A 22888-nucleotide genomic window follows, 5' to 3' on the forward strand; every position below is an offset into this window, starting at 1 on the left:
TTTGACGAGAATCAAAAAAAGAGCCAGGACAAACCCCTGGCTCACTAATCCAGTCAGAAAGCGACACGGGCACCGATAACTGCGAACCAGTCTTCAGTACCTCCGCCCTCAGCTCTTGCAAAATCTGCGCTATCGCCGTATTTACGCTCATGCACAACACCCACATAGGGCGAAAAGGCGCGATCGATCAGATCATAGCGAAGTCTGAGCCCGGTTTCGGTGGAAACCACCCCCTTTCCAACGCCAATTTCCCTATCCTCGCTAAACGCTACTGTCGCATCCAGCGTTGCGGCCAAGATCCAGTAGTTGGTGAACAGCAACTCGTACTCTGCGTCGAGTTCGGCTGAAGTATCTCCTTCCTCGCTCACATATAGATTTGCATCTATCTCAAACCACTGCGGAGCCAACCCCGCGACACCCAGCACTGCATAGGTCCGGTCAGGCCCCTCAGGGGTGTCGAAACGTACGCCCGCTTTAGCGTCAAAGAACTTGGAGATGGGTATCTGCCCGACCAACTGGTTTTCCAATGTTTCGTAGGCCTGTTCCTCAATCTCATATTCCCCAGTAGTGAGCAACCGGACTTTAAAATCATCCGTACCGTAGAAGGCATCCGCGTTCCAGACTCCCAACTCCTCGTCGTCGTCACTGTACCGGTATTCAAACTCCTCAAACTGAACACCCCATGTTGTTAGCGGTTGCTTGCGGGCGGTGGTGTCAGAGATCATTTCCTGAGCCACGACCACCGTCGGGAATACGAAGGACGCAAGCAGGCTGATAGCGACAATGGATCGAATACGGCTCACGCCTCACCTCCTTCTTCACCAATAACGTTTGTTTTGACCTGCGCGGACCCAGGGCCGCCTTCGACAATCACCTTCCGGAACATCCCGGCGGCCGCATGGTAGGACAAGTGACAGTGGAAAGCCCACTGGCCTGGCTCGTCCACCTCTGTTTCCATATACACAGTGGTGCCTGGCTGGACACTGACCGTGTGCTTGATCGGGTTCCACTGGCCTGCACCAACATCGAGAATGGACCACATACCGTGCAGGTGCATGGGGTGAGTCATCATGGTTTCATTCACAAACTTGAAGCGGACCCGCTCACCGTATTTGAGACGAATCGGATCAGCGTCCTCATACTTCACTCCGTTAATGCTCCAGGTATAGCGCTCCATGTTGCCGGTCAATCGAAGCTCGATTTCACGGGTCGGTTCGCGGTCCTCATACAGCGGATCCTGAGCCTTCAAGTCAGCATACGACAAAAACTTGCCGCCATTGGCAGCTTCAGGCACTAGACCACTGCCCCTGGCGTAAAAAGGATCGCTTTTTCCTTCGCTCCCCATCGACATGGAACCATGGTCCATACCAGACATGGCCGAATGATCCATGTTTTTCATAGTCCCATGATTCATACTCCCCATGCTGGAATGCTCCATCCCGTCCGCACTACTCATTTCCATGTTTCCATGATCCATGCCAGACATACTGCCGTGGTCCATACCGGGCATACCGCCCATATCAGCCATGGTCAGTCGGGCGGCTTCACGCAATTGCGGCACGGCTGCTTCCATGCCATCTTCCGGAGCCAGCGTAGCCCTTGCATATCCTGAACGCCCCATGGATTCGGCGAAGATGGTGTAAGCCTGCTCGTCCCTCGGGCGCACGATCACATCGTAGGTTTCCGCCACACCAATCCGGAACTCATCGACACTAACCGGCTGCACGTTGTTGCCATCGGCTTGCACGACCGTCATATCCAGGCCGGGGATCCGGACGTCGAAATAGGTCATTGCCGAGGAGTTGATGAATCGCAGCCGAATGCGTTCGCCCGGCTCAAAGAGTCCCGTCCAGTTCTGGTCCGGGCCTTTGCCGTTGATCAAGCCCGTAAAGCCATGGATATCCTCAACGTCCGCTTTCATCATCCGCATGTCGCCCCAGGCCATCCGGTCCCGGACCGTATTCATCAGGCCGTTCTTGGACACGTCTGTGAAGAATTCACCCACGGTCTGTTGTTTGCGATTGTAATAGTCCGGCATCATTTTCAGGTTGCGCATAATGCGGTCACCGGAATGGGGATGCTTGTCAGTCAGCTGTACCACGTATTCGCGATCATAACGGAACGGCTCACGCTCTTTGGGCTCGATAACAATGGCGCCGTAGGCACCGTCCGGCTCCTGAAAACCAGAGTGGCTGTGAAACCAATAGGTACCAGCCTGCTGGATCGGGAACTCATAGGTGAACGTTTCCCCTGGCTGAATGCCCGGGAAGCTGATACCAGGCACGCCGTCCTGATCAAATGGAAGAATGAGTCCGTGCCAATGGATAGACGTCGTCTCATCCAGGTTGTTGGTCACGTTGATCCTGACGTTTTCTCCTTCTTTAAATCGCAATACCGGCCCTGGGGAGGCACCGTTATACCCAATACCTTCTTTGACGAAATCTCCGGTATCGATTTCGACCCTGTCAACCGTCAAGTTGTACTCGCCAGCTAAAACCAGCCCCGGCAGCAGGAGGCCAAAGACCCCTGCAAGAAAGCGCATATTCATCTGCCTTACCTCAATGCAATCAACGGTGAAGCCGGGTTGTAGACGGGAGCAACAACCCGGACATTCCAGATCTTCATAGCAATGGATTATTCAAAATTAACATCGCCGTACATACCGGCCTGGTAGTGCCCGGGCACGTTGCAGGCAAACTCGATATTGCCTTTATCGGAGAATTTCCAGACAACTTCCTTGCTTTGGCCAGGCTCCAGCAGAACGCTGTTGGGGTCGTCATGCTTCATGGTTTTACCGTTCCCCATATCCATGGTCATCATGTCCCGGTTCAGCTTGCCGCCCTGAATCACGCCATGCTCGACCATCATCATCATTTCTTTCTGGTGAGCCTCATGCATGGAAGGGGTTCCGATGTTGAATTCGTGCACCAGGTTGCCCTTGTTCTTTACAACAAAACGCACGGTTTCACCGGGCTTGACGGTGACTTTCTCAGGGACATAATAGTTGTCGTGCATTTCAACGGTGACAGTGCGCGCAACCTCGGAAACCTTACCGGGCTCTCCGCTGCTAGCCCCATGGTGACCGCCACCATGAACACCACCGGCAAAAGCGCCTGCAGACAAAGAAAGCGCTACACCGACGACCATAAGTTTTGATGCATTCATACCAGCTTCTCCTGTGGAATCATTCAATAACAATCAATCGCATTTCAAGGAAACTTGATCGATGTCCAGAATCGTTCGCTAGCATCGCTTACCAACCTGAATTCTTACTGAAAATTCAAAAAAAATAATTTAGGCTGAATTCACGATCATGAAAGACACTACGTCTAGTTCACAGATATAGCCCAGAAAAAAGGAAAAAAATGCGCTTACTACTGGTAGAAGACGATCAACTACTCTCACGCAGCCTTACGCAACAGCTTGAAAAGTCAGGATTTAGCGTGGACCGAGCTTACACTGCAAAAGAGGCGATGGTTCTGAGCGAACAGGAAGAATATAAGGTGGGTATATTGGACCTGGGACTGCCTGACGGTAACGGTTTGGATATAGTGAAAAAATTGCGCGCCAAAAATATAAATTTCCCCATACTAATCTTGACGGCGCGAGATGACTGGCATGACAAAGTAGCCGGACTGAAGGCTGGAGCAGACGACTACCTTGCGAAGCCCTTCCAGACCGAAGAGTTAATAGCAAGACTAAATGCCATTGTTCGCAGAAGCGAAGGGAGAACTAACGCACTGGTAAAGGCAGGCCGTTTCGTACTGGATGAGAATCGTCAATGCTTGTCGGTGGATGATGGACCTGATCATCTACTAACCGGAACAGAGTTTCGTCTTCTGCGCTGTCTGATGAGCAAGCCGGGCTATGTCTTTTCAAAAGATCAATTACTGGAGCAGCTTTACAGTCTAGAAGATAGTCCGAGTGCGAACGTTATCGAGGCGTACATTCGAAGACTGAGAATACTGGTCGGAAACTCCACCATCTCGACTCGACGCGGCCAAGGCTATATGTTTAACGATGATGTTTAAAAAACCTGCGTCTGTAAAAGGCACCCTGCTTGCGTTACTTCTGCCCGCAAGTGTTACCTTGATGGCAATTGCCTGGTTTGCTCATGGCACCTTGCTGGAAAGGATGGCCCGTGAATTTGTCAAGGACAGGTTAAAAGAAGAGGTTTCGTTCCTAGAACACCAAATTCGAGATAGCGACGGTACTTTCGACGACCTTAAGACTGGCGACTACTTTCAGCGCGTATTCCATCATGCTTTCGTTCAGCACTCCGAATCCGAGACCGTCATTTCTCCTGATTCTTGGGCACCGCTTTTGGCGCCGCTCATCGATTCGGCAAAAGAGGGCATAATTCGGATAAAGAACACGGAAGTGCCAGAGGCTCCATCAGACATTCTGGCTTATCGAAGCTCCTTCATAGCGGGCGAAAAACCGTTTGTGGTTATTGTTGGGGAAGACCTTGGCGCCTTGAAGAATAGTCAGACAGAGCTGCATGCTTGGACGGCGATCGCATCTCTCGTACTTATCTCGTTATTGGTTTGCGCAATCTGGTTCGGCATCAATCTGTCTATGCGGTCTGTCACTCGACTCAAGGCGTCACTTAAGAAACTTCAAGATGGAAGGGTTTCGCGCATTGATATGAGCGTTCCCGAGGAGTTTCTTCCTCTCGTCGAACAGTTGAACCATTTACTTGACTCGCTTGATCAACGACTGGACCGTTCCAGGGATGCACTGGCAAACCTATCACATAGCGTCAAAACGCCGATTGCGGCGGTACAGCAAATTCTTGGAGACACCTCAAGACCACTAGATAGCGAATTAAGGCAACACCTAGCAGTGCGCCTCAGCGACATTGATAAGCAACTTGAAGCGGAAATGCGCCGCAGTCGGTTTGCCGGCCCGCACATCGGAAAAAGCTCTTTTCCAATAGAAAAAGCAAGGGATCTAGTGTGGATGATGGGGAGACTGTATCCCGACAAATCCTTTGAGCTTTCCGCTTCACTTCCGAAGAGTATCCGTTGGCCAATTGAAGAGTACGACTTATCTGAAATACTGGGAATCTTGCTGGACAACGCCGGGAAATGGTCTCACAAAGAGGTTGAGCTATTGCTGGAACAACGCGGCCCCACCAAGCGAATTGTCGTGACAGACGATGGTCCCGGCGTTGACAAATCCGAATTAAGCAAGCTCGGCCAAAGGGGACTAAGGCTGGACCAACAGACCCCAGGCCACGGGCTCGGTCTTGCAATAGTTCAAGACATTGTTAGCCGGTATGGCGGGAAGCTCGTTTTCTCGAATAGCCCCAGTGGAGGACTGCGGGTCGTGATTGAGTTTTAGAGTCCAGTATGCACTGTCGAGCTTGTAGTCGGTCATTCCCTATTATCCCTGAGAATAATAGGGAATGACCTGAATTTGCCTCAATGCCCGAATTTGACCAACCTTATTCTAATCCCACAACCGGTTCCGACTGGTCGGCACGAATCCGGGCGAAAAGCTCGGCACTAACGCTCCTGCCATTGCAGAAGAATAGTGTCACTGACATTGACGCACTTCTACACCATACTCAGTGAACCTTCCACCCCCGGATCAGGCCGCCTCAGTTCGTATTCTCAAGCTTCGTTCAGGCCCCGACTTTTCCACATATAATAAGCCACAGGTATCACAAGCAGCGCCAGGATTACGGCAGTGATCATGCCCCCTACCATTGGTGCTGCGATCCGTCCCATGACCTCGGAACCTGTGCCAGTACCAACCATTATAGGGACCAGCCCTCCGATAATGGCGGCCGCTGTCATCATGATCGGCCGCACCCGCAAACCGGCACCGTGCAATACCGCATGACGAAGGGTTTCCAGCCTGGGTGTCAGCCCCTTCTCCTCACATGTTTCCAACATTTCCTGGTAGGACTGATTTAAATAGACCAACATGATGACACCAATTTCCACGGCTACCCCCGCCAAAGCAATGAAGCCGACGCCAACCGCCACCGAGAAATTATAGCCAAGAAGGTACATTAGCCAGATGGCACCGATCATGGCAAACGGCAGCGTACCCATGATGATGCCCACTTCCGCAAAACGTCGGAAGTTCAGGAACAGCAGAATGACGATAATTGCCAGCGTCAGCGGAACCACATAGGTCAGCTTTTCCTTGGCGCGCAGCATGTATTCGTACTGGCCAGACCATGTAACCGAATAGCCCGCGGGTAAATCAAGCTCCTTGGTCACGGTAGCCATGGCCTCTTCCACGTATGTACCGACATCGACCCCGTCAATATCCACAAAGGTCCAACCGTTGAGGCGGGCGTTTTCGCTCTTGATCGCCGGAGGACCGTCTTCGACCCGGATATCGGCCACATCGGCCAACGCAATTCGCTGCCCCGTCGACGTAACTATCGGGAGCTGCTCCAACTTCTCGGGAGAATCCCGGTAGTCCTGAGGATACCTCAGATTAATCGGGTAACGCTCAAGCCCTTCAATCGTTCGCGATACGTTAATGCCGCCAATCGCTGAAGCTACAACTTGTTGAACATCAGCTATGTTCAATCCATAGCGGGCTGCACGCTCACGATCAATATCTGCCTTGATGTATCGACCACCGGCAACCCGCTCTGAATAAACAGAGGCGGTGCCGGGAATGTCAACCATGATTTCCTCAAGGCGTTTTCCGATGTCTTGGATAACGGCAAGATCAGGCCCTGCCACTTTGATACCGACTGGAGTTTTTATTCCCGTTGCCAGCATATCGATGCGGGTGATGATGGGCATCACCCAGGCGTTCGTTACCCCCGGGAAACGAATCAGGGTATTGAGCTCCTGCTTTAACTTTTCCGTGGTCATCCCTTCCCGCCATTCATCCCTGGGCTTCAATTGAATAAAGGTTTCGATCATCGTCAACGGTGCCGGATCAGTCGCGGTATCCGCCCGACCTACTTTACCGAACACTGTTTTAACTTCCGGTACGGTAGCAATCAACTTGTCGGTTTGTTGAAGGAGCTGCCGGGCCTTGCCAATCGAAATACCCGGGTAGGTAGTAGGCATGTACATCAGATCACCCTCATCCAGTGGTGGAATGAACTCACTCCCGATTTGGGTGGCCGGCCAGAGACCCACAACCAATGCAAGCAGTGCACCCAAAACTGTAGTTTTCGGGAATCGAAGCACCAGCTTCAGGACTGGCATGTAGGCGCCGACTAGCAAACGATTCACGGGATTCTTATGTTCCGGAAGCACTTTTCCACGAATGAAATAACCCATGAGCACGGGGACCAGTGTCACCGCCAAAGCGGCACTCGCTGCCATAGCGTATGTCTTGGTGAAGGCCAGAGGAGCAAACATCCGTCCTTCCTGAGCTTCCAGCGCAAACACCGGCACAAAACTGACAGTGATGATCAGGAGAGAGAAAAACAGGGCTGGGCCGACCTCAGAGGCTGATTTGGCCACGACCTCCCACCGATTCGCAGAGGTTAAGGGAGTTCGCTCCATGTGTTTGTGCATGTTCTCGATCATCACGATGGCGCCATCGATCATCGCCCCGATCGCAATCGCAATCCCGCCGAGGGACATGATATTGGCGTTGATGCCCTGCCAATGCATCACAATAAAGGCAGCCAGAATGCCAACCGGCAGGCTGAGAATCGCCACCAATGACGAACGGACGTGGAACAGAAAGATCATGCACACCAGGCCCACCACCAGGAATTCTTCAAGCAGCTTGAACCCAAGATTATTGACCGCCCGCTCAATCAGGCCTGAGCGATCATAAACCGTGACCACCTCCACACCTTCCGGCAAACTGGATTTCAGTTCCTCCAGCTTCGCCTTTACACCATTGATGGTGGCTTGGGCATTCTCGCCGAAACGCATCACGACAACACCGCCAACCGTTTCCCCTTCCCCATTCAGTTCCGCTATACCGCGCCGCATCTGTGGGCCGACCTCAACACTGGCTACGTCTTTCAGTAGAACAGGGGTGCCGTTGTTATCGAGCCCCAGTGGAATCGACAACAAATCCTCGCGAGACTGGATATAGCCGGACGTGCGCACCATGTATTCCGCCTCGGCCATTTCAATGACAGAGGCGCCCACTTCCTGATTGCCTCTTTTGATGGCGTTCTGGATATGCGCAAGAGGAATTCCCAACGCCCTGAGTTTTTCCGGACTGACCTTGACCTGGTACTGCTTCACCATGCCACCAAGTGCGGCGACTTCCGACACACCCGGCACTGTCTGCAGCTCGTATTTCAGAAACCAGTCCTGCAGGCTTCGTAACTGGCTGAGATCATTGTTCCCGGTGCGATCCACCAAGGCGTAAAGGTAAACCCAGCCAACGCCTGTGGCGTCCGGCCCGAGCTGCGGCCGGGCCGAGTCCGGAAGGCTCGGGGCCACCTGGGAGAGGTACTCCAGCACCCGGGAGCGAGCCCAGTACATGTCGGTATCTTCATCGAAGATCACGTACACATAGGAATCACCGAAAAATGAGTAGCCCCGGACCGTTTTGGCACCCGGCACCGACAGCATGGCCGTGGTCAAAGGATAGGTTACCTGGTCTTCCACCACTTGTGGTGCCTGACCCGGAAAGCTGGTTTTGATGATGACCTGCACATCCGAAAGATCCGGCAGGGCATCTACCGGCGTCTTGTTCAGCGAGTAAAGGCCAAGTCCAGTAATAAGCAAGGTCGCCAGAAGTACCAGAAAACGATTACGCACAGACCAATGAATGATGGCAGCGATCATGATTCGTCTCCGCCGTGATTCATGGAACTATGGTCTATCACCTCAGGTTCGACTTTGGGCTCCGTTTTTTCCGGATCCATAGCGTGCCCCGAATGGTCCATCTGTGAATCCATCGTATTGCTGCCTGGTGTCGACATTCGCTGAAAATCCGAGGTCTTGCTGGACTCGGAATCGATCAGGAACTGCGCAGAGGTCACCACAGTATCGCCCGGTTTGATACCATCCAGTATTTCCGCGTACTTATCACCAATCCGCCCCACAGTGACGTTGACGGATTTGAAAGCACCCTGATCCAGTGCCACCACCAGACGGTCGCTTTGCCCAGTGCGGATGATCGATTCACGCGGCACCAACAGGCGCCTTTGCCCCCGCCCCCCCTGGACCTTCAGGCGAGCAAACATCCCGGGCAACAAGGCACCGTCGGAGTTGTCAAAGCGCATCCGGACCCGGGCTGTCCGAGTTTTCGGATTAACCTCGGGATACACATAGTCCACTTCTCCGAGCCACTGGCGCCCGGGCATATAATCCAGGGTCATCACCACCCGGCTATCGCCTTCTACTGCAGAGAGCTGGCTTTCAAACACCTCGCCAATGACCCAAACCTCGTCCAGCGCCGCAATTGACAAAACCCGGTCCCCGGGTTTTATAAACATGCCCTCGCGAACGTTCAGATTGTCGATCACGCCGGAGCTTGGGGCGTATACGGTCATGGTTCTTTGTACTTCTCGGGTCTGGCGCAGTTGACGGATCAGGCTGACCGGCACGTTCAGAGCAGCCAACCGTTCCTCAGCAGCATTGATCAGTCGCTGATTCCCCCGATTCACGGCCAGAAGCAACTCCTCCTGCGCATTGACCAATGTGGGCGAATAGAGGGTATACAGAGGCTTGCCTTTTTCGACTGGCTCCCCCTCAGCTTTCACGTAGAGCGCTTCGATCCAACCCTCTACTCTGGGGTGTACGTGGGCCATTTCATCTTCGTTATATTGGACGTAGCCGACGGTCGTTATGGTATTTGGCAAACGCCCCTGGATGACGGACTCTGTGCGAACTCCTAAGTTGTTTACCACTGCAGGCGAAATACGAACGGTACCGACCGGGTCCTCAGCCGACCCGGCATCCTCAAACACTGGAATCAGATCCATCCCCATAGGTGACTTTCCGGGTTTGTCGCTTTTAAAATTGGGATCCATGGGTGCCACCCAATAGAGCGGTTCCTTTGCCTCATTATCCCCCCGCTTCGCGATTGGAACGGAGGCCATTTCCGGTGCAAGCCAATAGGCGGCACCCACGCCAGCAATCCCGCCAAGCAATAAGAAGCCCAATGGGCGAACGAAATTAGCCATGATGATTAATCCTGCAAATGGGACATTGAAAAGGAGGGAATGTTTGAGGCCTCCGTGGTCAAATAACGGAAACTTGCCAGAGTTTTGGCCCGCTCGGCCATCATCTGGATCAATTCGACCTCGGCATTGAGTTCGGAAATCCTTGCGCGTACCGCTTCAGCAAAATCACCGTCGTCATTGTTATAGGCGGTCAGCGAGGCACCGGCCTGTTCTTCCATCTGCGGTAGAAGAGTTTGCTGATACAAGTCAATTCGATCATCCAACCGCTCAATGCGGGCTAAAGCCGCGCGCGCCCTCGCCTGAAACGACCTGATTCTCAGAACCCGATCCGTCTTTTCGGCTTCCAGTCTGGCTGCAGAAGCGTTGAGGCGTCGATCTTGCCGGTTTCCCGTGAAGATGGGCAGGTCAAATCCAATACCAATCGAAAACAGGTCTGCCCTGTCCTGGCCGTTCGGAGCTCTGTCCCGATATCCGTATTGTGCGAAGACCGACCACTCAGGTTTGTAAGCTTGCCTGGCAAGATCCACGTCGATGGCTTGGGCATCAACCAGTTGATCTGTGGCACGAATCGATGGGTGACGGATGACAGACTCCACGCTCGTCTCCGACCAGCCGTTGGAAACGTCTTCCAATAACAGAGGAGGAATGTTTTCAGTGACCGAGAGTTGAGCCTGACTGGAACCAATCCATTCACCAAGAGCTTCTCTGCTCGAAGCCAACTGGGTATGCAAAGCAGTCAGTCGATCTTCAAGGCGAGTCAACTCCAGCGAAGCACGAATAACATCTTGTTGTCTGGAGCCCATTGTCGCGGAGGTATATCCAGCTTCAGCAACATCCGCCAATTGCTCGAACAGCCCCCGGTTCTGTTCAATGAGGCGGATGCTTTCCTGGGAGCTCCATAAATCGAGCCATAGGTGAGTGACCGTTTCGGTGACCTGTGCTCGGCGGTTCTGGCGGAGGTAAGGCTGTACACCGGCCATCTCTTCTTTCTTTGCGCTAGCCAACCGGAGGCTATCTCCTCGAGGGATTCGCTGAGTAACGCCAATCGTTCCCTGAGTCATGGGCTCTTGTCTGGTATCAAATGTGTCTAGAGGTAGATTGGCCGCTCCGATCGTTACCCGGGGATCGGGAAGCGCGCCTTCAGCGACAGACTCCTCCATCAACGCATTTTGTTTATAAGAGCTTTGGTCAAGCCAGGGATCGTTTTCAGTCGCTGCTTCGATGACACTCATGAGCTCCAGCCTGGGCTGGGCCCACGCAGAAATGCTACTAAACAGCAACACACCCAAAATAGCTGGCTTTATAAAAAAGGGGCGGATGGACAACTTGAGATCTCCGAGGAAAGCATGTGAGCGCTTATATTAGACACCAAAACTGAAACGAAGCTGAAATTACCCATCAATTGATATTGTTTTGATCTGGCTCAACGATTCTTATGCTCAACAAGAATTATAAAATCGCCAATCAAAATTATTGTTTTTTTTCAGCCAGGTTTCAGGAACCAATGATTTAATAGAATCAATAAGTGAGCCAGGAGATGAAATAGATCCACAAAAGAATGAACAACGATCAAATTAATGAAGGTATTCTGAAAAATAAAGAAATGAAGTAGAAGCTAACGTCCAGAAAATGAGATTAGAAAAACCACTGGTAGTCTTCAGCGGCATTTACTAGAACCCCGGAATTGGGTGAAAACACAGATGACGGTAAGCCCCCAGTTAAATGAGCTTACAGCAACAGAGTAAGGAGTTAGTTATGAAGAGCATCATTACAGCCATCGCAATCACAGCACTGTTTACTTCTTCTGCCTTCGCAGATGGTTTAGCCGACAGGATTAACGAGGCAAGGAGCTATCCAAACAAGACCGTGGAAACAACTGACAGGCAAGAACTCTGCCTGAAGCATCAAAAATTACACGAGCAAATGAAGGAGGCGGGACTAGCAGATTCAATTGACGACTAGTACGTGTCTTTCCTACAGAGCTAACAAGCTAAGCTTGCTTCTCATACAAAGAGTGTTGCCAGTCATGAAATAACATGACTGGCCATATGATAGTTTTACTGGGATTTTGGCGATTAATTTGTTACTGTACTGCAAACCTTAAAAAATCAATAGATGTATATTTGACTTGCGCCTTGACTATCATTTTCTTCATTAGCCAATATTATTAGCCGATATTTCCCTTTAGCTTTCACATATGAAAAATCAATAATAAAGGAACTTAATTCATGCATAGGGAAAACTGCAAACCCCGATTCGGGTTCATCATTATCCCAGCGCGCTCTGATTAACGTATCTGACCCTGAAGCGGGAGCTAACCCAGAAAAACCCGACCTTCTCTTTCTGAGATAGGTCAAAACAGATCCATTATTAACGACCACCTTCCTGGGAATAGACAGATGCTCCTCGTTAACGGAAAAGGCGTAATCAGGTGATGTAGTGATTTCCCTATCCTCCAAGCGTTTAGTTAGCCTTGGCGACGAAACCTTGCCCAAGTCTAGCCGTGGCCAGGACTCCCAGCCACGGTCCCGCAATTCAAGACTGTCTTCATTCACCACAATAGAGACTGTGCTATCAATAGGGAAAATGGAGAAAATCATATTCTCAGCATTAGACAAAAACATTGAATCATCCAGAACATCCTTTCCCTCCTCAGAAGCTGATGTTAGTTTTCCAATGTCACCATGCAAAAAGTCGTATCGCTGGGAGTACAGTCGATTGTTGATAAACCGTAAAGCAGTGTTCTCCGATTTTTTGGTTTCTTCCTGCAACTTTTCCCCAGATATTTCAAAGAGTTGAGAGAAGACCTTCGTATATTGCCCCTTGCCTGAAATATCTCGGTCCTGACCCCATACTACAGCGACCTCCGGATTCGGATCTGAGTCTGACTGACCAACCGACAAGAAAATCGCTTTCGAATTTTTGATGTTAGATGTTAGCGCATCAACTCTTTTTATCCTGTTTTCATCGAAGACGCCGAGCACCAATGTGGAATCTGACAGAAAAACCAGTTCACCGCCTTCGCGGTTCGACGTGGGGAGCGCCTCAACCATTTTCGGATTGAAATCTGCTGGCAAAGGAAGGACGCCGCGAAAATCACCCCCCTCTCGCACTTCACCTCCACTTTGATCGCCCTCGTCAATCAAGACGGAAAGTAAATATCTTTGAGCATCGGTGGACTTAATTGACACTGCAATCTTATCGCTGACCTGAAGAACCTCCAGAATCAGCCCTTCATCGGTGGATCCGGAATCGCCAAACTTAACATCGAATCCCTCAACATTGAGCCGACCCAATAGTGCAAGAAACTCTTTGTCGGTATTCAGGCCATCAATATTCGATACGATCCTGATACTCCTCTCTCCCGCCCATTCCGACAGCGAGTCCAAGGGTAAGTCGTAGCCTTGAGCCTGAGCACCTGACACTGCAAAAAAAACAAGAAAGATCACGGAAATTGGCTTCATAATATGCCCCTCAAAAAAATTGAGGCCCCGTCTCCGGCGCCTCAATCCCATTACCTCCAGTCGCAATTAGTTCCCTGGGATCAGTAATTCCAGTTCAGTTCGAGCATTGCAACATAAGCTGCATCGTCTGCACCAGTTGCGTCCTCAACGCCTTTGCCTGGCAGGAAACTGGAGAGCACCAGTCTTGGAGCAAAATACTGGTTGGCCTGGTATTTTACAGCCACATCCAGTTCGGTACCGGCATAACTATCCACAGACCCACTGGCAGTGCTGAGCGTCTCAAGCCCCCCCGTTTGCTGGAACCACATCGGGAAAATCTGCGCCTGATAAGACAGCTTTGGCGAGATCGACGCCAAATTTCCCGAACTGCCAACTGAGAGCATGATCTGGCCCGGGTTGTTACCAGTACCGGCATTGGAGATACCACCGTACCCTGCGCCACCAGGACCAGCTTGATCAAGAGCGAGACCGAAAAGGCCTGATGCTATCGCTTGGTTTGAGTTGGGCTGCCACCCCAAGAACTGGCCATCAATACCAATCAGGGGCGAGTATCTACCGATGTCTGTAATACCCAGCCAGCCCTCTACATCATTATCGGCAGGGTCGTCATCCCCACTGGCAACTCGTAGTGCAATAAAGGGATTAAAGGATTCACTAAGCGGGTACTCAAGCCCGGCGTAGCCAGCAAAGGCGCTTATGTCATCACCGTTGTCGAAACTCCCGGTCACACCTAGTGCCTCGGCCCGAATCTTCATGGCGCCAATATTCCCGATGTATTCGACACCATAATAGGTTGCTTTCGCACCTTGCTGCTGGTTGTCGCTATAAGTCAGGATCGGAGAAATACGACTACCTCTCCCCAGATCGATATCAAACTTTGAAGCAAACACATCCCAATCCAACTCTCCGTTGGCGGGGTTGGCCCCGGGAGACTGGATGTTCGAAATCAACCCATCAGTTATTGGCATCCAGTAAACATCGTAACTGCCCCAAGAGGTCTTTCCCGTGGCGCCGAATAGGGGATGGTCATCGCCGTATAGAAGCCCGCCGGAGGCAAGGTCCAGGTTTTTGAAGGTCCAGCCGCCCTGAAGGGTAAAAGCCGGATCAAAGGTATAAGTGAAGAACGCCTGCTCCAGACCAAATCTTTCGCCTCGGTATGCGCGATCAACGGAATTCGCATCAAGGGCAAAGTCATTCTCAAGAAGCAGCTTACCGGTCCAATTATCCCCAGTCGCCACTACACCAAGCCTGACCTCAGCCCTGACGTGCTCGTCTCCAACCTGAACAGCACCCGCAGAAGTTCCTGTGGCACCATCATCGACACTGCTGTCCAGATCGAAATTGGAGAAATAGGTTGGCTGGAATTTACCTTGAGTTAGTATATCTAGCTTGATCCCTGAGGCCGTGGGGACCTCAACCGCTATTGCGGCAGGCACTCCATTTGCTGCTATAAGCGCCCCCAGAACACCCTGACTGATTAGTTTTCGTGTTGTTTTCATAGATCCTCCAAAATCTCTGGCGTGAGACTCTTGTTATTGTAGCCCAACAGAATTTGAGCTACTTGACCTTTACCATAGCTCCCTTAAATGAAGCTGAAAAACTAATTAAACCGGAACTGCATTACACCGAAGTAATAGTAAATGATGGCCGTCGTATAAACGCGAGAACACCTGTAATGCGAAAAGGCTTTTTATTTTTCAGATTCATTTCAGGAAAATATGAGCTAATCTCAGGGCTGCTCATCATAGGCTTCTGTCGGAGCCTTCAGTGACGTGCATCTTGCAATAGTCGCTATCGTTCGAATTCGCCGCAACACCGCAGGATGTTGCGGCTTTTTTTCACTCAGTAATTCAATGGGCATTTGCAAAATTAGCCTTCTGGACCTTGAGTGCGAAGGCGTCACAAGACTGGGACCTAAAATAGCAAGCAATTGAGACAGGGGGAACAAACAGGTTACGCCCCTCCCACACCACCCGGCATGCGGGTTCGCTCTCCCACTCCTTCGGCCCGCTCGCCCTGCTTGGCAGCGCCTCGTATCCGGCTCTTGTTCATCGGCTCACGGTTTACACTCCGCGCTTCCTCCCCAGCGACTGGGCCGACCTCTGCTTTCGAGGCGCTTTTACAACGATAATCAAGCCGACAATTGTTATCCCTATCCCAATCATTTCGACTGTATTGAATGTCTCACCAAACAGGAGCATTCCGATAACCAGACCGAAAACCGGCGTCAGAAAAGTAAATGAATTCAGGCTGTTCAAGGGGGCGCTAGCGAGCAAGGCATACCACAACACAACCATCAAAGCAGTCGCAGGGATAGCCAGAACGAAGATTGCGGTGGTAAACGACCAGGTCCAATCTATTTCCATGGGCTCGCCCAGGCTCGCAGATGCTATACCCAAAAATAGTGAACCTATGACAAGCTGAATCCCCATTGACCAGTAAATATCATCACTACCAGCCTGATATTTAAGGAGCACGTTTCCAATGGCGGTCCCGATAGCACCTCCAAGAACATAGACCGCCCCTGAAAATCTGGCGTTCCCAAACTCCATCTCGGGCATCGCAAGCACAACAACACCGATAAAACCGATCAAAAGGCCTATAAACACTCGGCCTGTAACTACCTCTCGGACGATAAAAAACGAGAGAACCGCAGCAAAGAGCGGTTGTGCATTAGCAAGTACAGTGGCAAGTCCTGGTCCCAGTTTGCCAGCGCCAAGAAACATACCCCCAAGCCCCATACCCGTGTAGCTGAAGCCAATTACGGCCAGCATCAGGAGCTGCTGAAGCGAATAACTGGGCCCACTGCCTTTTGTAAAACCGATCAGGATCAGACACAGCCCTGCCAGAAATGCCCGTAAAGCAGCAAAAAGCAAAGGTGGCGCGTCTGGCAACCCCACCACAATAAAAGGGAAGCAGATCGCCCAAAGAAGGGCGACGAGAATCATCCCGGCAACTACACGTATCGACAGTGACTGATTCACCAACCGCTCCTTGATCTACTCGTCGAATGAGTAGAGCTATCGTTCAAGCCTGCCGTCCTACTTTGCGAAACTGTGGCAAAAATCGAGGGGTATTATAGTGTTGCCAGGCGCCCCCGAACGCTTGTTCGGCCTCCAGGCCGTTCTTTAGCGATAACCGTGCATACATCAAAAGCAGAAGCGGAAACATCGCCAAGGTGATAAGTGTTGGCCACTGCAGAAGGAAGCCAAACATAATCAAAACAAATCCTACATATTGTGGATGCCGAACATACGAATATAGCCCGGTCATAGGAGCGGCAAAGACGGCATGCCACTTTGGCACCCAGCCGACTTGCCATAGTTGATGATGCTCCAAAGACCCAGTTTATGTTTCCCGAATTCCAGTTGGCTCAAACAGCTTTTCGATTCTGGAGGATGGGCATATCTCCCAGGTGGCGCTCAAGGTTTATCTGCTCCGGTCCACGGCTCAGCAGCGCGATGTTGCTTACAACCTTCTCTGGGTGCTGCCAGAGGCTCATGATGCAATGCCTTCAAGAGGCCGGCAGTCATAGCAACAATAACCAGTGAGAATGGCAAAGCCGCAAGTATGACCGCATCCTGAAGGACGGCAATACCTCCTGCCACCAGCAATACAGCGGTCAACACCCCGTTGGCAATGGCCCAGCCGGCTCTTGACGCCTTAGGAGGCTCAGGTTGCCCTCCTGACAAAATGATATTGACCACCAATGCACCAGAGTCTGCAGACGTTATAAAGTAAATGCTGATAAGGAGTGTAGCGACCAGCCCCATGGCAAATTTAATGGAGTCAAGCGTTTGCATATGCTCGATCGTTGCAAAAAGCGCGTAGGCGATGTCTTTATTGACCGCCTCGACAATACCTCCGTTACTAAAGAGTTCACTATGGAGAGCAGCGCCCCCCATTACCGAGATCCATACAAACGTCACCAGTGTTGGTAAAAGAAGGACCCCGAAAACAAACTCTCGCAGGGTGCGACCGCGGGATATCCGGGCGATAAACAACCCGACAAAAGGTGACCAGGCCAGCCACCAACCCCAGAAAAACACTGTCCAGGTCGACTGCCAGTTTCCAGGCTCATTGGCCCCCACATAGAAGGTCATGGCCAACAGGCTATCCAGGTAACCGCCGATTTCCTGCACCAACAACCCGGCCATGTAATCAAAGGGTCCTATCAGCATAAAGGCGGCCAGTAAAACCAACGTCAGCCAAAGATTCACCTCACTCAGTATCTTCACACCTCTTCTGACCCCAGACACCACCGAAATCGTCGCGATCACAGTAACCACGGCGACCACCGACAACTCCACCCAAATGGATGCCTCCACGGAAAAAAGCCACTTAAGGCCGGTCCCGGTCTGACGAGCTCCGAGCCCCAGAGTGGTCGCCAGACCAAAAACGGTGGCAAAAACAGCGAGGGCGTCAACCACATGCCCCCAGAACCCATAGATTCTCTCGCCAATCAACGGGAACAACGCCGAACGAGGTGCGAGCGGAAGGTCTTGCCGGTAACTGAAGTATCCGAACGCAATAGCGACCAACGCAAAAATCGCCCAGCCGTTTAGCCCCCAATGGAAAAACGACAGCTGAATTGCGGTGGATGCTGCGGAAGGCGTAAAGCCCTCTGAAGTAAAGGGGTTACCCTGGAAGTGCATAATCGGCTCGGCGATGCTCCAGAACAGGAGCCCTACCCCGGTACCAGCTGCAAACAGCATCGCCAACCAGGGGAAAAGCCGGTATTCGGGTTGCTCATAGTCCTTACCAAGACGGACGTTCTTATAGCGGCCCAGCCCCAACCACAATACAAATGCCGTCAAAAACGCAACCAGTGCCACATACCACCAGCGCAGGAGACCATCGACGAACGAGGATACATAAGCAAGCGCGTATGCAAACTCCGACTGCCAGATCAGTGCGCCAGCGAGGGTCAGACCAATGGCGCCAATGCTGAACAGCGACGGCAGAATAGGGTGTAGGAGATGGCTATTGCCTTTAACGTTCCGCATATAGATTTGCCTTTTGTTATACCCTGCTCTGCCAGTAGCGGTGCTCGTAGAAATTACTCCAGAGAGCGCCTAACGTGGAGGCAAAGAGCAGTTCCTCGATTGGAACCCCAAAAATCCTTAAACCACTGATCGCTGCATTGTTCCAGTAAAGATCAACAAAGTTTGGATGTGACCAGTTCATGGCGCTGAAAAAAACAAAATAAAACAGCGAAAATATGGCCGCACCTTTTATTGCACTGCCGAGAAGATCGACTCGACAAACAACGGTGCTGACGGCTCCGGTCAAGAGCGCCATGGAGGCGGTATATATTGGGTTGAGACTGGTGGTCAGTTCCAGCAAGACAAAGACCAAAACCGGCGAAGTCAATGCCCATGCATGAAACCGATGCTCTCTACCCAGTTTGCGATCTCCCGGCATTGACTTTGTTTTGGCGGTAGAACCGAGTTCATAAAGTGTACTGGCCAGGCCTCCCACAGCGAAAGAGAACAGAATACTCTCCACATCAAAGCCGTAGGCTTCCCCTAACCCGAACAACGTTGGAGGGCTCCAGTACTCCGGGTAAAAAAGTGGCTCCGTTAACCCCAGGGGCGCCGTACCCAGGCTCATTGTCAGCATTTTCTTCTTGTTGCGGGTAAACAAGAAAACCACACCCCACAGCACGACTAACAATGTACTCCAGGTCATATAGGTATAAAGCATCGGCATAACACTATCCTGACTCAGAGTTTGTTCACGAGATTGCGGGGCTCACCCTCAATAAAGCCAACAATGTTTTCACCGGTAGTGGTGAGAATTCTTTCTACAGCCTCTTTCGTATTGAACGCACTGTGCGGTGTGACAATGACGTTTCTCATGTGCTGCAGAACGTGGTTGGCAAACAGCGTTTCCAGATCATGTTTCTTGTCGAAAAAAGAGCGGATCAGTTCCGCCTCTTCCCTGATGGAGGGCTCATCCGGTAACACATCCAGGCCGGCAGCTGACACTTTCCCATCCGCCAGTGCGTGCAGCAGAGCTCGGGTGTCAACAATAGAGCCGCGAGCGGTATTGATCAGGACAACCCCGTCTTTCATCCGGGCGAATTCCCTGTCCGACAGAAGATGCGTGGCCGATTGACTGCCTGGTACGTGCAGCGTCACAATATCGGACTGCTCGAGAAGGCAATTCATATCAACGTAAGACACGTCATGTCGGTCGGCAAATACAGCATCCGGTTTGGGGTCACAGGCCAGAACGTTCAGACGGAATCCTCGTGCTATCTCCACGACCCGCTTCCCGATGGCGCCGGTGCCGATCACTCCAAGGGTTTTGCCTTGCAGGTCGAATCCCTGTAGCCCCCTCTGAGAAAAATCCCCCTTGCGAGTGCGATTGATCGCCTCTGGAATCTTGTGGCTAATGGCAAGGAGCAGCGCAAAGACATGCTCCGCTACCGTTTGATCACCATAGACGGGAACGTTACTGACCGGAATAGAATTTCTGGTGCAATAATCCAGGTCGATATGGTCATAGCCCGTCGACCGGGTAGCGACAAACTCTAAATGCTCAAAGCACTCAAGAACCGAACCATCCAGGGCCGAATGGACGAACGGTGAGATGATATCGGCGTCGCTGTATAGACGAACGTTGTCTATTCCGAGCTCCTCATCCGTGAAAACCACCTCATGGTTGCAGCAGATCCGCTGCAGGATATCGCACTCCCACTTCTCCACCTCAAAGAAAACAATCTTCATTATCTTTCCCTGGCCATACTCACTTTTACTCTGACCTCTCCCACTGTAAGCCAAAGAACAGGGCTATCAGTGCGAGATCCGTCGTTCTATATATCCGTTTCGGGATATCCGTTTCGGGCCTAAACTTTCTCCCGACGCAAACGCAGGGAGTTCATCACCACGGACAGCGAGGAGGCACTCATCGCGAAAGCAGCAAAGATAGGCCCTATCAGGATGCCAAGGAATGGATAGAGCACACCCGCAGCCACCGGTACGCCCGCGCCGTTGTAGACCAGGGCAAAAAACAGGTTCTGTTTGATATTACGCATCGTCGCCTGGGACAGTCGTCTGGCACGGACAATACCGTCGAGATTCCCCTTGACCAGCGTAAAACCAGCGCTCTCAATGGCGACATCCGCGCCGGTCCCCATAGCAATCCCAACATCGGCCTGGGCCAGGGCTGGTGCGTCATTGACTCCGTCCCCAGCCATGGCTACCTTGCGTCCCTGACTCTGAAGTTCGCGAATGATATTTGCCTTATCCTCCGGCAGTACATCGGCACGAATCTCATCAATACCGAGTTTACCCGCCACCGCCTTTGCCGTGCGCTCATTGTCACCCGTTGCCATGATGATGCGGAAACCGGCGGCGTGGAGCGCTCTCAGCGCAGCAGGTGTTGTTTCCTTAACGGGGTCGGCAACACTGACAAGACCCGCTACGGCGCCATCAAGTACCACGAACATGACCGTTTCACCCTCATCGCGCCTGGTATTGGCAACTTCCGTCAGATGGACACCGTCCAGCCCCAGCTCCTGCAGTAGCCTGGCATTACCCAGTGCGACCGGTTTGCCATCAACAACCCCTCTAACCCCTTTGCCTGTGACCGCCTCAAAGTCGTCGGCCTTGCCAAGTGTCACGTTGCGCGCCTCGGCACCAGAGACAATGGCTTCGGCAAGTGGATGCTCCGATCCTTTTTCCAGTGTGGCTGCCAGCCTGAGAACCTCGGTCTCGTCATGCCCCGCTTCCGGCAGCACCGACACAAGTCTCGGCTTACCTTCCGTCAACGTACCGGTTTTATCGACAATCAAGGTGTCTACCTTTGCAAAACGCTCCAGGGCTTCGGCGTTCTTGATCAGCACACCCAACTGGGCACCGCGCCCTGTTGCTGTCATGATCGACATGGGCGTAGCCAGCCCCAGGGCGCAAGGACAAGCGATAATGAGCACCGCAACCGCGGATACGAGTGCATACGACAGAGCTGGCGCCGGCCCCCAGATGGCCCACGCCACAAATGACAAGGCTGCCACGGCAATCACGGCAGGTACGAACTTGCCGGCCACCATATCGGCAAACTTCTGGATAGGCGCACGACTTCGCTGGGCATTGGCGACCATTTCAACGATCTGGCTGAGCATAGTATCCGCCCCGACCCGGGTCGCCTCCATCACCAGGCTTCCGGTACCGTTGATGGTGGCTCCGGTTACCTTGTCACCTTCGACCTTCTCTACCGGAACCGGCTCCCCGGAAATCATTGATTCATCAATGGAAGAGCGGCCTTCAACAACAACTCCGTCCACCGGCACCTTGTCACCGGGGCGTACCCGGAGATGATCACCGACCTTCACGTCCTCCAGAGCGACCTCTTTCTCGGTGCCGTCGGGCCGGATCACACGCGCCGTTTTCGCGGCCATATCCAGCAACGCACGAATGGCTTTGCCGGTGCCCTCACGGGCCCTCAGCTCCATTACCTGGCCCAGCAGGACCAGCGTGACAATAACGGCTGCCGCCTCAAAATAAACGCCAACGTTGCCTTCGGAGTCCCGGAAGCCTGCCGGAAAGATCCCCGGCAGGAGGACCGCCACGATGCTGAAGATGTAGGCCGCCCCGACCCCCATGCCAATAAGACTGAACATGTTCAGGTTCATTGTGCGAAACGAATTGTAACCCCGGACAAAGAAGGGCCAGCCGGACCAAAGAATTACCGGAGTGGCCAGCACCAGCTCAATCCAGAGCGACAAACGCTCACCAAAGAATTCGCGAACGGCCATGATACCGACGTAGGGGGTCATGGTCAGAACCAGCAGGGGAACCGTAAAGACCAGGGCTCCCCAGAAACGGCGGGAGAAGTCCACCAACTCGGGGTTAGGCCCCTCATCGTCAACGGCGGCAGACTCCGCTTCCAGCCCCATACCGCAGATAGGACAGGCGCCGGGCTTGCTCTGGCGCACTTGAGGGTGCATGGGACAGGTGTAGACCACACCCGAATATCCAGGCGGCACACGATCATATTTTCGCTCATCGCCTGACGGTTTTTCATGCTCTCCGGAACAATGGTGGGAGTGGTCCGAATAAGAATTCACGCCTTCTTGTTCCACAGGCACAAGATGCATCCCGCATTTCGGGCAATTCCCAGGCTGATCAGATATCACCTCCGGGTGCATCGGGCAGGTGAACTGCCCCTTCGACTCCGTCCCTACCCGATCTTTGATACCAGAACTGTTTTCTTTCGCAGACATCTTCCGATCATCCTTTCGATGGTTTCATACCACGCGATCCCCTTGAGGTTCGACCTGGTCCCGGCAATGGAGCAGCCATACCGTCGGAGTCTATTCCACTACAGCCGG

At 52.3% G+C, this 22888-nt stretch carries 17 protein-coding genes; 3 read left to right on the top strand and 14 right to left on the bottom strand.

Features of this window, described 5'->3' with window-relative positions:
* Positions 1-53 precede the first annotated feature (53 nt).
* The 3 genes from SIC15_RS16145 to SIC15_RS16155 form a co-directional block, all read right to left on the bottom strand.
* The gene (locus tag SIC15_RS16145) at positions 54-803 is read right to left on the bottom strand and encodes a copper resistance protein B (protein WP_136629513.1); all 750 of its coding nucleotides are present in this window, start codon (positions 801-803) and stop codon (positions 54-56) included.
* Positions 800-2548: a copper resistance system multicopper oxidase gene (locus SIC15_RS16150; RefSeq protein WP_374964499.1), complete on the bottom strand. Its 1749-nt coding sequence runs from the start codon at positions 2546-2548 to the stop codon at positions 800-802. The genes SIC15_RS16145 and SIC15_RS16150 overlap by 4 nt, the downstream gene beginning before the upstream one ends.
* A gap of 86 nt (positions 2549-2634) precedes the next feature.
* Entirely contained in the window at positions 2635-3165 is a 531-nt protein-coding gene (locus SIC15_RS16155) for a cupredoxin domain-containing protein (RefSeq protein WP_374964497.1), read from the bottom strand.
* A 200-nt stretch (positions 3166-3365) separates the two neighbouring features.
* Between SIC15_RS16155 and SIC15_RS16160 the strand changes: the two genes are divergently transcribed.
* Complete coding sequence (locus SIC15_RS16160) at positions 3366-4031, top strand: response regulator transcription factor (RefSeq protein ID WP_136630111.1); 666 nt, start codon at positions 3366-3368, stop codon at positions 4029-4031.
* Positions 4021-5346 carry an ATP-binding protein gene (locus SIC15_RS16165; protein WP_136630110.1) on the top strand — a complete coding sequence of 442 codons (1326 nt, stop codon included), beginning with the start codon at positions 4021-4023 and terminating at the stop codon, positions 5344-5346. The genes SIC15_RS16160 and SIC15_RS16165 overlap by 11 nt, the downstream gene beginning before the upstream one ends.
* 272 nt (positions 5347-5618) lie before the next feature.
* Here the strand turns inward: SIC15_RS16165 and SIC15_RS16170 are convergent, their stop codons facing one another.
* The 3 genes from SIC15_RS16170 to SIC15_RS16180 are packed head-to-tail and all read right to left on the bottom strand — an operon-like array spanning position 5619 to position 11319.
* A complete protein-coding gene (locus SIC15_RS16170; RefSeq protein WP_153637246.1) occupies positions 5619-8744 on the bottom strand; it encodes an efflux RND transporter permease subunit in 3126 nt (1041 codons plus the stop codon).
* The gene (locus tag SIC15_RS16175) at positions 8741-10087 is read right to left on the bottom strand and encodes an efflux RND transporter periplasmic adaptor subunit (protein WP_136630109.1); all 1347 of its coding nucleotides are present in this window, start codon (positions 10085-10087) and stop codon (positions 8741-8743) included. The genes SIC15_RS16170 and SIC15_RS16175 overlap by 4 nt, the downstream gene beginning before the upstream one ends.
* A 5-nt stretch (positions 10088-10092) precedes the next feature.
* Positions 10093-11319 (bottom strand): TolC family protein, encoded by a 1227-nt coding sequence (locus SIC15_RS16180; protein WP_374964493.1) that lies wholly within the window; start codon positions 11317-11319, stop codon positions 10093-10095.
* A gap of 523 nt (positions 11320-11842) precedes the next feature.
* Here SIC15_RS16180 and SIC15_RS16185 point away from each other — a divergent pair.
* Positions 11843-12049: a hypothetical protein gene (locus tag SIC15_RS16185; protein WP_136632540.1), complete on the top strand. Its 207-nt coding sequence runs from the start codon at positions 11843-11845 to the stop codon at positions 12047-12049.
* Positions 12050-12195: 146 nt separating this feature from the next.
* On the opposite strand, the gene SIC15_RS16190 is transcribed toward SIC15_RS16185, so the two are convergent.
* From SIC15_RS16190 to SIC15_RS16225, 8 genes are all read right to left on the bottom strand, one after another.
* The gene (locus tag SIC15_RS16190) at positions 12196-13551 is read right to left on the bottom strand and encodes a hypothetical protein (RefSeq protein ID WP_374964489.1); all 1356 of its coding nucleotides are present in this window, start codon (positions 13549-13551) and stop codon (positions 12196-12198) included.
* A gap of 80 nt (positions 13552-13631) precedes the next feature.
* Positions 13632-15050, bottom strand: coding sequence for a hypothetical protein (locus SIC15_RS16195; protein ID WP_136631492.1), 1419 nt, complete (start codon positions 15048-15050; stop codon positions 13632-13634).
* Positions 15051-15614: 564 nt separating this feature from the next.
* Positions 15615-16535 (bottom strand): DMT family transporter, encoded by a 921-nt coding sequence (locus tag SIC15_RS16200; protein ID WP_136632123.1) that lies wholly within the window; start codon positions 16533-16535, stop codon positions 15615-15617.
* A 43-nt stretch (positions 16536-16578) separates the two neighbouring features.
* Positions 16579-16824 carry a methyltransferase family protein gene (locus SIC15_RS16205; protein ID WP_136632125.1) on the bottom strand — a complete coding sequence of 82 codons (246 nt, stop codon included), beginning with the start codon at positions 16822-16824 and terminating at the stop codon, positions 16579-16581.
* Between the two features lie 149 nt (positions 16825-16973).
* Entirely contained in the window at positions 16974-18557 is a 1584-nt protein-coding gene (locus SIC15_RS16210) for a BCCT family transporter (protein WP_136632124.1), read from the bottom strand.
* Between the two features lie 16 nt (positions 18558-18573).
* Positions 18574-19263, bottom strand: coding sequence for a lycopene cyclase domain-containing protein (locus tag SIC15_RS16215; protein ID WP_227549446.1), 690 nt, complete (start codon positions 19261-19263; stop codon positions 18574-18576).
* A 14-nt stretch (positions 19264-19277) separates the two neighbouring features.
* On the bottom strand, positions 19278-20285 hold the full coding sequence (locus SIC15_RS16220) for a hydroxyacid dehydrogenase (protein ID WP_136631401.1): 1008 nt from the start codon (positions 20283-20285) through the stop codon (positions 19278-19280).
* A 119-nt stretch (positions 20286-20404) separates the two neighbouring features.
* Entirely contained in the window at positions 20405-22705 is a 2301-nt protein-coding gene (locus tag SIC15_RS16225; RefSeq protein WP_227549457.1) for a copper-transporting P-type ATPase, read from the bottom strand.
* Positions 22706-22888: the final 183 nt, after the last annotated feature.

This window comes from Marinobacter sp. MIT932201, assembly GCF_047123295.1.
In the GTDB taxonomy this organism is placed as follows: domain Bacteria; phylum Pseudomonadota; class Gammaproteobacteria; order Pseudomonadales; family Oleiphilaceae; genus Marinobacter; species Marinobacter salsuginis.

Coding starts and splice junctions, on each gene's coding strand:
- SIC15_RS16150 (WP_374964499.1), bottom strand. CDS start 2,548: ATGAATATGCGCTTTCTTGCAGGGGTCTTTGGCCTCCTGCTGCCGGGG.
- SIC15_RS16155 (WP_374964497.1), bottom strand. CDS start 3,165: ATGAATGCATCAAAACTTATGGTCGTCGGTGTAGCGCTTTCTTTGTCT.
- SIC15_RS16160 (WP_136630111.1), top strand. CDS start 3,366: ATGCGCTTACTACTGGTAGAAGACGATCAACTACTCTCACGCAGCCTT.
- SIC15_RS16165 (WP_136630110.1), top strand. CDS start 4,021: ATGATGTTTAAAAAACCTGCGTCTGTAAAAGGCACCCTGCTTGCGTTA.
- SIC15_RS16170 (WP_153637246.1), bottom strand. CDS start 8,744: ATGATCGCTGCCATCATTCATTGGTCTGTGCGTAATCGTTTTCTGGTA.
- SIC15_RS16175 (WP_136630109.1), bottom strand. CDS start 10,087: ATGGCTAATTTCGTTCGCCCATTGGGCTTCTTATTGCTTGGCGGGATT.
- SIC15_RS16180 (WP_374964493.1), bottom strand. CDS start 11,319: ATGAGTGTCATCGAAGCAGCGACTGAAAACGATCCCTGGCTTGACCAA.
- SIC15_RS16185 (WP_136632540.1), top strand. CDS start 11,843: ATGAAGAGCATCATTACAGCCATCGCAATCACAGCACTGTTTACTTCT.
- SIC15_RS16190 (WP_374964489.1), bottom strand. CDS start 13,551: ATGAAGCCAATTTCCGTGATCTTTCTTGTTTTTTTTGCAGTGTCAGGT.
- SIC15_RS16195 (WP_136631492.1), bottom strand. CDS start 15,050: ATGAAAACAACACGAAAACTAATCAGTCAGGGTGTTCTGGGGGCGCTT.
- SIC15_RS16205 (WP_136632125.1), bottom strand. CDS start 16,824: ATGACCGGGCTATATTCGTATGTTCGGCATCCACAATATGTAGGATTT.
- SIC15_RS16210 (WP_136632124.1), bottom strand. CDS start 18,557: ATGCGGAACGTTAAAGGCAATAGCCATCTCCTACACCCTATTCTGCCG.
- SIC15_RS16215 (WP_227549446.1), bottom strand. CDS start 19,263: ATGCCGATGCTTTATACCTATATGACCTGGAGTACATTGTTAGTCGTG.
- SIC15_RS16220 (WP_136631401.1), bottom strand. CDS start 20,285: ATGAAGATTGTTTTCTTTGAGGTGGAGAAGTGGGAGTGCGATATCCTG.
- SIC15_RS16225 (WP_227549457.1), bottom strand. CDS start 22,705: ATGCACCCGGAGGTGATATCTGATCAGCCTGGGAATTGCCCGAAATGC.